Source organism: Variovorax sp. JS1663 (assembly GCF_002157355.1).
Taxonomy (GTDB): Bacteria; Pseudomonadota; Gammaproteobacteria; order Burkholderiales; family Burkholderiaceae_C; genus Variovorax.
Map to the genome: position 1 here is coordinate 84,489 of NZ_LYMK01000012.1, position 13,125 is coordinate 97,613.

General features: G+C 68.0%; 15 protein-coding genes. 6 read left to right on the top strand and 9 right to left on the bottom strand.

Translation table 11 applies throughout. The features are described 5' to 3' along the window. Window positions 1–49: 49 nt before the first annotated feature. The 4 genes from A8M77_RS12520 to A8M77_RS12535 all read left to right on the top strand — a co-directional run bounded on the left by A8M77_RS12520 (window position 50) and on the right by A8M77_RS12535 (window position 2,911). Entirely contained in the window at window positions 50–214 is a 165-nt protein-coding gene (locus tag A8M77_RS12520) for an FmdB family zinc ribbon protein (protein WP_086921823.1), read from the top strand. 160 nt (window positions 215–374) lie between these two features. Further along, a complete protein-coding gene (locus tag A8M77_RS12525) occupies window positions 375–1,034 on the top strand; it encodes a peroxiredoxin (protein WP_086921824.1) in 660 nt (219 codons plus the stop codon). A gap of 16 nt (window positions 1,035–1,050) precedes the next feature. Further along, window positions 1,051–2,091, top strand: coding sequence for an MBL fold metallo-hydrolase (locus tag A8M77_RS12530; RefSeq protein ID WP_086921825.1), 1,041 nt, complete (start codon window positions 1,051–1,053; stop codon window positions 2,089–2,091). Between the two features lie 4 nt (window positions 2,092–2,095). Next, a complete protein-coding gene (locus tag A8M77_RS12535) occupies window positions 2,096–2,911 on the top strand; it encodes a phytanoyl-CoA dioxygenase family protein (RefSeq protein WP_086921826.1) in 816 nt (271 codons plus the stop codon). A 2-nt stretch (window positions 2,912–2,913) separates the two neighbouring features. Here A8M77_RS12535 and A8M77_RS12540 read toward each other — a convergent pair whose 3' ends face one another. From A8M77_RS12540 to A8M77_RS12570, 7 genes are all read right to left on the bottom strand, one after another. Next, a complete protein-coding gene (locus A8M77_RS12540; protein ID WP_086921827.1) occupies window positions 2,914–3,378 on the bottom strand; it encodes an acyl-CoA thioesterase in 465 nt (154 codons plus the stop codon). Then, the gene (locus A8M77_RS12545) at window positions 3,375–4,328 is read right to left on the bottom strand and encodes a LysR family transcriptional regulator (RefSeq protein ID WP_086921828.1); all 954 of its coding nucleotides are present in this window, start codon (window positions 4,326–4,328) and stop codon (window positions 3,375–3,377) included. Before A8M77_RS12545 ends, A8M77_RS12540 begins: the two co-directional genes overlap by 4 nt. Window positions 4,329–4,387: 59 nt before the next feature. Next, the gene (locus A8M77_RS12550; RefSeq protein WP_086921829.1) at window positions 4,388–4,756 is read right to left on the bottom strand and encodes a hypothetical protein; all 369 of its coding nucleotides are present in this window, start codon (window positions 4,754–4,756) and stop codon (window positions 4,388–4,390) included. 37 nt (window positions 4,757–4,793) lie between these two features. After that, window positions 4,794–6,077: a C4-dicarboxylate transporter DctA gene (dctA, locus tag A8M77_RS12555; protein ID WP_086921830.1), complete on the bottom strand. Its 1,284-nt coding sequence runs from the start codon at window positions 6,075–6,077 to the stop codon at window positions 4,794–4,796. Window positions 6,078–6,120: 43 nt separating this feature from the next. Further along, complete coding sequence (locus tag A8M77_RS12560) at window positions 6,121–6,615, bottom strand: PAS domain-containing protein (protein WP_086921831.1); 495 nt, start codon at window positions 6,613–6,615, stop codon at window positions 6,121–6,123. 49 nt (window positions 6,616–6,664) lie between these two features. Continuing rightward, entirely contained in the window at window positions 6,665–7,129 is a 465-nt protein-coding gene (locus tag A8M77_RS12565) for a RidA family protein (protein WP_086921832.1), read from the bottom strand. A gap of 243 nt (window positions 7,130–7,372) precedes the next feature. Further along, the gene (locus A8M77_RS12570) at window positions 7,373–8,263 is read right to left on the bottom strand and encodes a hypothetical protein (protein WP_086921833.1); all 891 of its coding nucleotides are present in this window, start codon (window positions 8,261–8,263) and stop codon (window positions 7,373–7,375) included. Between the two features lie 365 nt (window positions 8,264–8,628). Here A8M77_RS12570 and A8M77_RS12575 point away from each other — a divergent pair, with 365 nt between their 5' ends. Together A8M77_RS12575 and A8M77_RS12580 are read left to right on the top strand one after the other, a co-directional pair. Next, complete coding sequence (locus A8M77_RS12575; protein ID WP_143694590.1) at window positions 8,629–9,225, top strand: hypothetical protein; 597 nt, start codon at window positions 8,629–8,631, stop codon at window positions 9,223–9,225. Window positions 9,226–9,300: 75 nt separating this feature from the next. Beyond that, window positions 9,301–9,699 (top strand): phage holin family protein, encoded by a 399-nt coding sequence (locus tag A8M77_RS12580; protein WP_086921835.1) that lies wholly within the window; start codon window positions 9,301–9,303, stop codon window positions 9,697–9,699. Between the two features lie 24 nt (window positions 9,700–9,723). Here A8M77_RS12580 and A8M77_RS12585 read toward each other — a convergent pair whose 3' ends face one another. Beyond that, window positions 9,724–10,950 carry an MFS transporter gene (locus A8M77_RS12585; RefSeq protein ID WP_086921836.1) on the bottom strand — a complete coding sequence of 409 codons (1,227 nt, stop codon included), beginning with the start codon at window positions 10,948–10,950 and terminating at the stop codon, window positions 9,724–9,726. A gap of 162 nt (window positions 10,951–11,112) precedes the next feature. Further along, window positions 11,113–13,125: an acetoacetate--CoA ligase gene (locus A8M77_RS12590; protein ID WP_086921837.1), complete on the bottom strand. Its 2,013-nt coding sequence runs from the start codon at window positions 13,123–13,125 to the stop codon at window positions 11,113–11,115.

Here is a 13,125-nt window from a genome sequence, read left to right on the forward strand (position 1 = left end):
GCCCCCGCTTTGGGTTTAGCATGTGCGGCCGTCACGATGGAGGTGCGTCATGCCTACCTACCAGTACCGTTGCCAGAAATGTGGCGAGGTATTCGAGCACGCAGAGCACATTGCAGAGCACGCGACCGTGCAACTGCGCTGCCCCAAGTGCGGCAGCGACTCGATCGAGCACAAACCGACGCAGTTCTTCGCGAAGACCTCCAAGAAAAGCTGAGCGGCGCGCCAGGGTGCGCATGGTGCGCCGCGGCATGGCCGGGGCGCCGTCCTGTCCTATTCCCGACGCTGGCGCACGGCGCGCCAGTCTTCTATGCTTCGACTCTTGCCGTCCGCACGGCAAGAAGGCGCCCGCCGCCCACCAACTCGAAGGAGCGAACATGTCACTGCGCATCAACGACGAAGCCCCCAATTTCACCGCCAAGACCACCAAGGGGGATATCGACTTCCACAACTGGATCGGCGACCAATGGGCCGTCCTGTTCTCCCACCCGAAGGACTTCACCCCGGTGTGCACCACCGAGCTGGGCTACATGGCCAAGATCGAGCCCGAGTTCACCAAGCGCAACGCGAAGCTGATCGGGTTGAGCATCGACCCGGTGGACGCCCATGACAAATGGTCCGACGACATCCAGGAGACCCAGGGCCACCGCCCCACCTACCCGATGATCGGCGACACCGACCTGAAGGTGGCCAAGCTCTACAACATGCTGCCCGCCGAGGAGCCCGGCACGTCCGAAGGCCGCACCGCCGCCACCAACGCGACCGTGCGCTCCGTCTTCATCATCGGCCCCGACAAGAAGATCAAGCTGATGCTGACCTACCCGATGACCACCGGGCGCAACTTCGACGAAATCCTGCGCGTGCTCGACTCCATGCAGCTGACCGCCAAGCACAAGGTGGCCACGCCGGTGAACTGGAAGCAGGGCGAGGACGTGATCATCGCCGGCTCGGTCTCCGACGAAGACGCCAAGAAGCTGTTCCCGGGCGGCTGGAACGCACCCAAGCCCTACCTGCGCGTGGTCAAGCAACCCGGCTGAGCGCGCGGCGGGCCGCATGCTCTTCGAGCAGGTTGCCACCGGCGGCTGCCAGTCCTACCTGGTGGGCTGCGAGCAGAGCTGCGTCGCCGCGCTGATCGATCCGGAACTCAGCCAGATCGACCACTACCTCGGGCTGGCGGCGCGCGACGGGGTGCGCATCCGCTACCTGGTGGACACGCACACGCACGCCGACCACTTCTCGGCCACGCGCGAGCTGGCGCGCCAGCTCAAGCTGCCGGTGGTGATGCACCGGGCCAGCCCGGCGCCCTTCGTCGACATGCGGCTGGCCGACGGCGAGATGCTGGTGCTGGGCAAGCTCCGGCTGTCGGTGCTGCACACGCCGGGCCACACGGCCGACTCGATGTGCCTGCAGGTGGAGGACCGGCTCTTCACCGGCGACACCCTGCTGATCGGCGCCACCGGCCGCACCGACCTGCCCAGCGGCGACCCCGAGGCGCTGTACGACAGCCTGTTCAACCGCGTGCTGAAGCTGGACCCGACACTGAAGGTCTGCCCGGCGCACGACTACAAGGGGCGCACGCATTCGACCATCGGCGAGGAGCTGGCCGCCAACCCGCGGCTGCAGAAGCGCGAGCGCGCCGAGTTCGTCGAGATGATGAGGAACCTCAACCTCACCATGCCCACCCACGTCACCGAGGCGCTGCGCACCAATATGAGCGGCGGCAAGACGGTGGCGCGCCTCCTGGCCGAGGCGGGCGCGACGGTGCCCTTCATGGCGCTGGCCGAGCTCAAGGCGCGGGTGGAGGCCGGCGAGGACGACCTGATCGTGCTCGACGTGCGCGAGCGCGAAGCCTACGAGGCCGGCCACGTGCCGGGCGCGCGCCACCTGCCGCGCGGCCAGCTGGAGCTGCGCGTCAACCAGGACCTGCCCGATCCCACCCGGCGCATCCTCAGCTGCTGCGAGCTGGGCTACATCTCGACACTGGCGGCGGCCACGCTGCGCGACATGGGCTTCCAGCATGCGGTTGCGCTCGACGGTGGCATGAAGGCCTGGCGCGAGGCGGGCTATCCGATGAAGACGGGCAAGGAGCCCTGAAGACATGGCCCGGCTGTCCCCCGGCGAGATCGCCCACTACCAGCGCGAAGGCTGGGTGATTCCCGAATTCCGCCTGCCGCCCCGACGGGTGGCGCAGATGCACGACGCCCTGAACGAGCTGATCCGGCGCAACCCGGGCGTGCGGCCCGAGAAGCTGGTCTCGGCGCACATCGAAGGCGACAACGGCGAGGGCGTGCACGGCAGCCGTCAGTTCCTCGACCTGGCGATGGACCCGGGGATCGTCGAGCTGGTGTCCGGCGTGATCGGCGAGGACGTGATCCTCTGGGGCTGCCACGTCTTCTGCAAGCCGGCCAGCGAGGGCTACGAGACGCCCTGGCACCAGGACGGCCACTACTGGCCGATCCGGCCGCTGGCCAACTGCACGGTGTGGGTGGCGCTGGAGCCTTCGACCTCGGCCAACGGCTGCCTGCGCGTGATCCCGCGCTCGCACGAGGCGCAGGTGCTGCATCCGCACCTGCACGAGGACCGCGACGACCTCACGCTCAACCAGCGTATGGCGGCCGGCAGCTTTGACGAGGCCGAGGCGGTGGACCTGGAACTGCAGCCCGGCCAGATGTCGCTGCACGACGTCTACATGATCCACGGCGCCCGCGCCAACACCTCGAACCGGCGGCGCACCGGCGTGGCCTTGCGCTACATGCCATCGACCTCGGTGTTCGAGCGCGACATCCGGCCGGCCGACGGCAAGACCGGCGTGGCTGTCAACTTCGCGCAGCGGCCGCTGTGGCTGCTCAGGGGCGTGGACCGCAGCGGGCGCAACGACTTCCAAGTGGGCCACCGGCGTCACGCGCCGGGTTGAACTCAGCCTTCGCGGGGCCAGCCGGACAGGTCCCGCGCCTTCTGCGCCAGTTCCGGCGGAAAGGCGCACGAGCTGCGCAGCGTGGTGTCGAGGTGCACGGCCTTGAGCGTGCAGCGGGCGACCAGGCCGCCGTCGCCGTCGGCGCGCATCTCGTGCACGAAGCGCACGCTCTTCTCCTTGAGTTCCAGCAGCTCCGAGCGCACGGTGACGAGGTCGCCTGGATGCAGCTCGCGCAGGTAGCTCAGGTGCTGGTCGACCGCCGCCATGCCGCGCTGGTGCTCGCGCAGGTAGGCCGGCGTCAGGCCCAGCAGGTTGAAGAACTGCCAGGTGGCCTCGTCGAACTTGCCGACGTACCACATGACGTTCATGTGGCCCACGTGGTCGCATTGCCAGGGGTAGACGGTTCCGCGGTAGGTGATCGGCCCGAGGGCGGTCGAGGTGGCGTCGGAGGGGTTCGGGGAAGTCATGGTCGTGTCGAAGCGTGGGTGGTGCCGAGCGTCCCCGCCAGCGATGAGGGGCTGACCTCCTGCATCAGTCGGCGCAGCAGTTCGCTGGCGGCGGGATTGGGGGTGCGGTTCGGCAGGCGGGCGATGCCGAGCGTGCGCACCAGGATGCGATCGTCGAGGGCGACCGACTGCAGCCCTGCGTTGCGCGCGCTGGGCACGATGCCGGAGGGCACGATCGCCACGCCGGCGCCCTGCTGCACCAGGCTGATGACGGTGGCGAAGCTGGCGGCGACGATGGACGCATCGACCCCGATGCCGGCGGCGGCGCAGGCGGCGTCGATCAGCGCGCGCGTGCGCGACCCCAGGGGCAGCGAGACCAGGCGCTGGCCATCGATCGCCTTCAGCCCGAGCGACGCCACATCGGCCCGCAGCGCGCCTTCGGGAAAGATCAGGTGGAAGGACTCGGTGCCCAGCACGTCGACGTGGAAGTCGCCCTCCATGCCGTCGACCGCGCAGATGCCGAAATCGGACACGCCGCTCTGCACGTCCTGCGTGACCGATTCCTGCACGCCCTCGCGCAGCTGGATCTCGACGCCCCTGAAGCTGTCGGCGTACTTCGAGAGGATGGCCGACAGCGGTCCCTGGGCGAAGGACTGCAGCGAGGACACGATGATCTGTCCGCGCCGCAGCGAGCGCAGGTCCTCCATGTTCCGCAGGGCGATGCCCAGGTCGTTCAGGATCCGCTCGGCCACCGCGACGAACTCCCGGCCGGAGTCGGTCAGCTCGACCCTGCGCGTGCTGCGCGCGAAGAGCGGCATGTTCAGCGCCTCCTCGGCACTCTGCACGATGCGGCTCAGGGAGGACTGGGACAGGCCCAGCGTCGAGGCAGCCGACACGAAGCTGCCGCACTTGGCCACGGCGACGACCGCGCGCAGCTGGGAGGTGGAGATGTTGGCTTCGTTGATGGCCATGTCGCGTGTGCTTGTCCGGGGATCGATGAGGGAGCGCCCCCGCGCGGGCGGCCTGTCGATCAGCCGACGCGCGCGGTCTTGGTCGCATAGTAGATGCAGTGCCGCCAGGCGCGCTCGCGATTGTCCTGGCTCGCCCACGGATAGCGCTCGATGAACAGCGCATCGAAGCGGCCCTGGACCGAGGCCGGTTCCACCGTGCGGGAAAGGCTCAGCGCCGTCTGCTGCCCGAAGCGGATGGCGTCCATGCAGGTCTGGTTGAGCCTGTCGAGCTGCTGCGCATCCAGCGACGGATGGCGGGCCTTGAGCCGCCCCTGGATCGGGCTGAGCCAGTTGCCGAAGTCGAGCGCCAGGTCCAGCGCGCTGTTGAGCAGCGCCGAGGCGCTCTCGGCCGGCGCGCGCGGACGGCGGAGAAATCCGAACAGGTTCATGGCTTGCTCCTTCTGGGTCGGCGCTGCGGCTCGGACTTCAGCGGGCCGGATAGCCCGCGCGTCCGAGCGCCGCGTCGCCGAGCTGCTCCTTCAGCTGCGAGCGGTCCAGCTCCCCTTCCCAGGCCGACACGATGATGCACGCCACCGCATTGCCCATGAAGTTCGTGAGGGCGCGGCACTCGCTCATGAAGCGGTCGACGCCCAGCAACAGCACCAGCCCCGCCAGCGGCACGGTGGGCACCACGGCCAGCGTGGCCGCCAGGGTCACGAAGCCGGCGCCGGCCACGCCGCTGGCGCCCTTGGAGGTCAGCATGGCGACGCCGAAGATCGTCAACTGCTCCCAAAGCGTCAGGTCGATGTTCATGGCCTGCGCGATGAAGAGGATCGACAGGCTGATGTAGATGTTGGTGCCGTCCAGGTTGAAGGAATAGCCGGTCGGCACCACCAGGCCTACCACCTGCTTGCTGCAGCCCGCCTTCTCGAGCTTGTCCATCAGCTGCGGGAGGGCGGCTTCGGACGAGCTCGTCGCCAGCACGATCAGCAGCTCTTCGCGCAGGTAGCGCAGGAGGCGCCAGATCTTGACGCCGGCCATGGCGCAGATGCCGCCGAGCACGACGACCACGAAGCCGATGGCGACGCCGTAGAAGGTGGCGATCAGCTTCAGCAGCGGCAGCAGCGAGCCCAGGCCGTACTTGCCGACGGTGAAGCCGATGGCGCCCATCGCGCCGATCGGCGCGGCCTTGGTCACGACGTGGATGATGCGGAAGAGCGAATGCGTGACCTGGTCGAGCATGTCCCGGACCAGCTGCACCCGGTCGCCCAGCGCATTCAGCGAGAACCCCACCAGGATCGAAACCAGCAGGATCTGGAGGATGTCGCCACGGCTGAAGGCGCTGATCAACGTGTCGGGAATGATGTTGACGATGAACTTCACCATCGACTGGTCTTCGGCCTTCGCCGCGTAGTTGCGGACCGCGCCGGTGTCCAGCGTGCTCGGGTCGATGTTGAAGCCATGCCCCGGATGCAGCAGGGTCGCGGCGCAGGCGCCCACGATCAGCGCGATGGTCGACACGATCTCGAAATAGACCAGCGCCTTGCCGCCGATGCGGCCGAGCTGTTTCATGCCCTGCATGCTGGCGATGCCGGACACCACCGTGCAGAAGATCACCGGGCCGATGACCATCTTCACGAGCTTGATGAAGCCCTCGCCGAGGGGAAGCATGGCGATCCCGGTGGACGGCCAGGCCATGCCGATCAGCACGCCGGCCGCGATGCCGAGGACCACCTGCACGTAGAGCTGCCTGTAGAACGGCTTGCGCATCTCTTTGTCTCCTGGTTGTTGTGGCGGCGTTCGCCGGGTGCGCTCAGTCGTCGTTCGACGGCGTGGAATCCGGGAGCATCTCGCGCTCGAAGGATTCGCGGCCCGAGGCGTTGAAGCGCTGGCACAGCGCCTCGACCTCGTCCTTCAGCAGGACGATCTGCGAGTAGCCCACCAGCTCACCCTCGACGTAGATCGGCGAGACGGTGACCAGGATGGTGGTCTTGCCGTAGGGGCGCGCCACGTAGCGCACCGGCTCCATGCGGCCCTCCTCGAAGAGCTTCAGCATGGCGTCGAAGCGCGGATTGGTGATCGCGCGGCGGTGCCGGTTGTGGATCTCGTCGCCGATGTAGCCGGGCTTGCGGTCCAGGTGGTCCTTGGCCCACTGGTTGTAGTAGACGCAGCGGCCCAGGCGATCGACCAGGGTGACGCCGACGCCGGCGTACTCCAGGATCCTGTCCGCCCATTCGGAAAGCCGCCAGCCGGCCAGGATGCGCTGGTCCACGACCTCGGGCAGTTCTTCGGTATTCACTTGATTCATGGCATGACCTCGGGGATGAAGCCGGCGTGGGGCCGGCGGGATGAAGACATCAATCGACGGCGAAGCTCGCCGCCAGTTCGACGGGGACGCCGAAGGGCAGGCTGGCTACTCCGACGGCAAAGCGGGTATGGGCACCTTTGTCGCCCAGGGCCTGCAGCAGCAGCTCGGAGGCGCCATTGGCGACCTGCGGGTGGTCCTCGAAGGCCGGGGTCGCCCGGACGAAGACCTCCAGCCGCAGGCACTGGCGAATGCGCCCGAGTTCGCCGAGCGCGGCTTTGGCATGGGCCAGGACGAGGACGGCCGCGGTCCTCGCGGCGGCCTGCGCCTCGGGGATCGATACGTCCTGGCCGAGCGTCCCCTTCCATAGCGGGCCGGCCTCGCCGATCGGCATCGTTCCCGAGACGTAGAGGGTGTCGCCCACCCGCTGCGCGGCGACATAGCGTGCTGCCGATGGCTTCGGCGTCGGCAGCACGATGTCCAGTTCCAAAAGTCTGTCCTCGATGCTTGGGGGCATGCGCTCTCCAATGGCGCCGCGCGTTCTCGCGACGCAACGGAACGGCGGCAAGCTTTGATAATTGCGTCTTTCGAGATATTAATATTAATTATCCCGATATACAACTATATCGACGCGTAACGACGTCGCCCCGGGTGTGGACACACGCCCGGGGCGAACAGGGAGATCGGAGAGAACCCGCGCCCGAAGCAAGGCGCGGAAAGCTGCCGGCGCCGCCGGGTCAGCGGCGCGAAGGGGAGGAGATCAGGCGGTCAGGCCGGCCAGCACGCTGGAAGGTTCGGCGTGGACGGGCGCGCCGAGTTGCCCGGCCTCGGCCAGCACGACCTCGGCATGGGTCTTGTCGTGGCCATGGAGCCACGGGATCGTCGCGTCCTGACGCAGCATCGCCAGTTCGTGCTCGTAGAAGCGCATCAGCTCGGCGCCGGTGCTGTGCGAGATGTAAAGCCGCATGTCGTGTTCGGCAATGCCCAGGTAGCCGTCCAGCACCAGCTCGACGTGCAGGTGATGCAGACCGCTGGCGCGCAGGTTCATCCCGGAGAGATAGAGAGCCTCGGCCGTCATGGCGGTCGAGACGGCCAGCGTGCCGCGCGTGCGCAGCAGCGCTTCGGCCTGGGCGATGCGGGCGATGAAGCCCGCGAGGTTGTGGCCGCGATAGCGGGGATGCACCCAGCCCGCGCCGATGTAGCCATAGAGCGCCTGGGGCTCGAGCGCCGGGCCGGACTGCGGCAGCCAGCCTTCTTTCTGCTTGCACCGGTAGAGCGTGCCCTGGCTGTAGGCCTCGCCGACGCGGCGGACGCTGCTGCCGTTGACCATGGTCCGGTAGCCGGTCAGCGCCACCGGGGCACTGCCGTCGTCGAAGCAGACCCAGAAGTTGTAGGGGTTGAAGTCCTTCGGATCCTCCAGCACGAAGGGGAGCTGGACGTAGCCGGTCCCGGTGGCCGCTTCGTAGGTCTTCAACAGCACGGACAGATCGTCACCGAAGGTGACGTTGAGGCCGGATTCCTCCAGCTGACCTACGAGTTGATCCTGGTATTCCGCGATCTCCGACAGTTCCATGGCTGTGTCCTTGAAGTATTTGCGTTGCTCGGCCCGGCGGGCCAGGAAGGGGAGGAATTCCCACAAGAGATTGCGCATTACTCCACTTGCACAGTTATGACGCAAGTTGTATGTGACGCTCGTCCAGTTTTAGTCGCAAGAATAGTACAAAGTGTTACCTAAAGTAATCACCGAACCCCCTGGGGCAGCGGGCGACCCGGGCTTCTCAAGTCTCCTTTGGCAGGCGAATGGCAACCTGGGGTTACGGGTTGTATCGATGGCAAACCACCAGCCATGTAAGGCAAAGCTATGCATCGACCGAAGCGCCATAGATCGTCCGGCGGAAGACGGTGTGGTTTACCGCCGTCATCATCGGTAATTGCCCGCACAAATCGTCGAAATCGTCGCCAGGCCCGGTCTGCCCGGGCGCGGGCCGGTCTAAAGTGGCGTACCCCAAGGGAATCATGACCAGAGCGAAACTGCGAATCACGGGACCCGACTCGAGCCCGTACGTGCTCGGCGCGCCGATGTACCTGTACGACGGTTCGCTCCACATCGCGACCCTGGACCCCGTTCCCGTCAACCGGGAAGGCACGGAGGTTCACATTGAGCACTTCACGCCGACGGCCATCGTCATCCAGCAGAAACTGGAGATCAGCAAGCTCGCGCTGGTCGAGATGGTGTACTTCATCGCCGAGAACTTCACCTCGGTGCAGGCCATCAGCCTGTCGTTGAGCCGGCAGGTGGAGGGCTACGGCGACGGCATGCGGCTCGCCGGTGCGCGCTCCGCCTTCCTGCAGAGCCTCGGCGCCGGCCACATCGTGATCGCGCCCAAGCCCAATGCGGAGCATATGGGCCATTTCATCGTCAGCGGGCTGTGGGAATACAACCCCGTGAACCTGCAGGCTCTGGCCGCCGTGCTGGAGCACGAGCGCGAGGTCTATTACGCCAGCCGCCCCGACACCACCGCCGCCGAGGAAGCGCGTCGACCCGGCCTGGGCGCCTGGATGCGGCGCTTCATGCCCAAGGCGGCGCCGCGCAACGACGACGGCAAGGGCTGAGCCCGCCGGGGGCCGGCAGCGCCGGCGCATCGATATGATGGCCCGCTTCCGACACCCAGAAGCCCACGCCCGCCGATGCTGAACGACCTGGCCCCCTTTCTTCTCCACTGGGCCATCATCGCCCTCTCGCTCTGGGTGGCCAGCCACCTCTTCAGCGGCATCCGATTCGAGAGCACCTCGGCGCTGGTGGTCTCCGCCCTGCTGCTGGGCTTCGCCAACGCCATCGTCAAGCCGGTGCTGATCGTGCTCACCCTGCCGCTCACGCTGCTGACCTTCGGCCTGTTCCTGCTGGTGATCAACGCGCTGATGCTGCTGCTGGTGGCGGCGCTGGTGAAGGGCTTCAAGGTTTCCGGCTTCTGGACCGCCCTGTTCGCGAGCCTCTTCGTCTCGCTGCTGAGCATCGTCTTCGGTGCGCTGGTCGGCGGCAGCGATCCGGCAACCACGATCCAGATGCCGCAGGGCAACTGGCTGTAGGGCGCGTCAACGCCCTGGCCCGGCCTACGCGCCCGCGCGTCCCACGGCCGGTTGGCCGCCCGAAGGCGCCCGGCGCTCGCTGGCCAGCGACCACACGAACACCCCCAGCCCGGCCAGCGCCAGCAGCGCGCCCACCCAGCCGGTCGAGGTCCAGCCCAGACCGGCCGTGATGGCGACGCCGCCCAGCCAGGCACCCAGCGCGTTCGCCATGTTGAAGGCGGAGTGGTTGAGCGCAGCCGCGAGCGTCTGCGCGTCGCCAGCCACGTCCATCAGCCGGATCTGCAGCGCCGGGCCGATGGCGACGATGGTCCCCACCAGCAACACGCTGACCGCCGCCGTGACCACGTGGTGCGCCGCGAAGGAAAAGCCGCAGAGCACCAGCGCCGCCCACACCAGCAGCCCGCCGATGGTGGGCATCAGCGCCTTGTCCGCCAGCCGCGCACCCACCAGGTTGCCGCCCACCATGCCGGCGCCGAACAGTGCCAGGACCAGCGGCACGCCGGACAGCGGCAGCCCCGCCACCTCGGTCAAGGTCGGCTTCACATAGCTGAAGACGGCGAACATGCCACCGAAGCCGATCGCGGCGATGCCCAGCGTCAGCCAGACCTGCTTGCGTCGCAGGGCCTCCAGTTCGCGCCACGGGCTGGCGCCCGAGGAGGCGGGAAGCGGCGGCAAGGCGCGGAGCAACATCGCCATGGCGAGCACCGCGATCAGGCCGACGAAGACGAAGGCAGCACGCCAGCCGAAATGCTGACCCAGCCAGGCCGCGATGGGCACCCCGACCAGCGTGGCGCCAGTCAGGCCCAGCATCACCAGGCCGACCGCGCTGGCACGCCGCCCGGCCGGGGCCAGGCCCGCCGCCACCAGCGCCGCGACGCCGAAGTAGGTGCCGTGCGGCAGCCCGCTGGCGAAGCGCAGCAGGTTGAGCGACAGGTAGCCCGGCGCCAGGGCGCTGGCGAAGTTGCCGGCGGCGAACACCGCCATCAGCGCGATCAGCAATGCCCGACGGGGCCAGCCGGCGGCCAGCACGGCGAGCACGGGCGCGCCGATCACCACGCCCAGGGCATAGGCGCTGATCACATGGCCGGCCTGGGGAATCGTGGTGCCGATGTCCTGCGCCACCTCGGGCAGCAGGCCCATGATGACGAATTCGCCGGTGCCGATGGCGAAGCCGCCGACGCCGAGGGCGAGCACGGCCTGCAGGAAGCCGGGGGCCGGCGCGGAAGAGGGAGGGGTGGTGGCGGGCGACATGGGGAGTTCGGCGAGCAGGGGTAAACCCTAGGCTCGGAACCTTAGCATGCCGTCGCCTTTTTTGCTGCAGTGCCGCAAAAAGCACGCTGCCGCTCGGCGCGGACTCCTCATCGCCAGGAGAAACTCATCGAGACAGGCGGCCGCCCTGCACAGTGCGTTTCTTCATGTGCCCGCCACCTCCGCCTGCGCCCCCCTTCGCGCTGCGAAAGCCACGAACCAATCCAGGCTGCCCGGATTGGCCATGGCCTCGCGGTTCACCACCTTCTCGATCGGCTGGCCCAGCAGCAGCTTCTTGATCGGCAGCTCCTGCTTCTTGCCGGAGAGCGTGCGCGGGATCTCCGCCACCTGGAAGATGTCGTTGGGCAGGAAGCGCGGCGACAGCTGGGTGCGGATCGCCTCGTTGATCTTCGCCCGCATCGCATCGTCGAGTTCGACGCCGGGGCGCAGCACCACGAACAGCGGCATGTAGCTCTCGCGGCCGAGGTATTCGAGGTCCACCACCATCGAGTCGAGCACCTCGGGCAGACCCTCGACCGCGCTGTAGATCTCGCTGGTGCCCATGCGCAGGCCCTGGCGGTTGATGGTGGCGTCACTGCGGCCGTAGATGATGCAGCCGCCGTCCTCGCCGATGCGGATCCAGTCGCCATGGCGCCAGACGCCGGGGTACATGTCGAAGTAGCTCGAGAGGTAGCGCGCATTGCCTTCGTCGCCCCAGAAGCACAGCGGCATAGAGGGAATGGGCTGGGTGCACACCAGTTCGCCGACCTCGCCGATCACCGGCTGCCCCTGTTCGTTCCAGGCCTCGACCGCGGCGCCGAGGAAACGGCACTGCATCTGCCCAGGCACCTCGGGCAGTTCGCGGTTTCCGCCGACGAAGGCGCCGCAGAAGTCGGTGCCGCCGGAAATGTTGTACCACCACACCGCAGGCGATCCGGCGGCGAGGACTTGCGCCGTGCCCCAGCGCTGCACCTCTTCCGACAGCGGCGAGCCGGTGCTGCCGAGCGCGCGCACCCGTGAAAGGTCGCCGCAGTCGCGGGCCTGGACGCCCGCCTTCATGCAGTTGGCGAAGTAAGCCGCGCCCGCGCCGAAGAAAGTGATCTTGTGCCGCGCGACGAAGCGCCACAGCACGCCCCAGTCCGGCTTCTCCTTGCTGCCGGCCGGGTTGCCGTCGTAGAGGCAGATCGTGGTGCCGGACGCCAGCCCCGCGAGCTGCGAGTTCCACATGACCCAGCCGGTCGAGCTGTACCAGTGGTAGCGCTCGCCGGCATTGTTGGCCTCGTAGCTGGGCCCCAGGTCATGGTGCAGCCCGCAGGCATACATGTTGAGCAGGATGCCCCCCTGCCCGTGCACGATGGGCTTGGGCAGGCCGGTGGTGCCGCTCGAATAGACGATCCAGACCGGGTGGTCGAAGGGCAGCCATTCGGGCTCGAAGGCCACGGTGGCCGCGTCGTCACGCGCGATGGACTCGGCCCAGTCGGCCTCGGCCGGGATGCGCTGCGCGGCGAAGGGCGTGCGCAGCAGCACCAGCGTGCGCACGCTGGGCAGCGCGGCGCGCAGTTCCTGCACCACGGCGCTGCGGTCCAGCGCCTTGCCGCCGTAGTGCACGCCGTCGGCCGCGATCAGCAGCGTCGGCTCGATCTGCCGGAAGCGGTCGACCACCGAGGCCGTGCCCATGTCGGGCGCGCAGACGCTCCACACCGCACCGATGCTGGAACAGGCCAGGAAAGCGACCATGGTCTCGGGCCGGTTGGGGAGGTAGGCGGCGACGCGGTCGCCCCGTTCCACGCCCAGCGCACGCAGCGTGAGCGCGAAGGCCGCGACCTGCCGGCGCAGCTCGGGCCAGGACATCTCGCGTACCTCGCCCAGCTCGTTCTCGCTGACGATCGCCGGCAGCCCGGCCGCCTGCGCCGCGTCGACATGCCGAAGCACCTCTCGCGCGTAGTTGACCTGCGTGCCCGGAAACCACTGAGCACAGGGCATGCGGGCCTCGACCAGAACCTGGCCGGGCGGTGCCGGCGACTGCAGGCCGCTGTAGTCCCAGATGCTGCGCCAGAAGCCCTCGAGGTCGCTGACCGACCAGCGCCATAGCGCATCGTACGAATCGAAGACGAGGCCGCGCTGGTCGCGCAGCCAGTTCTGGTAGAGACGGATCCGGGGGACGAAGGGCGCTGTCAT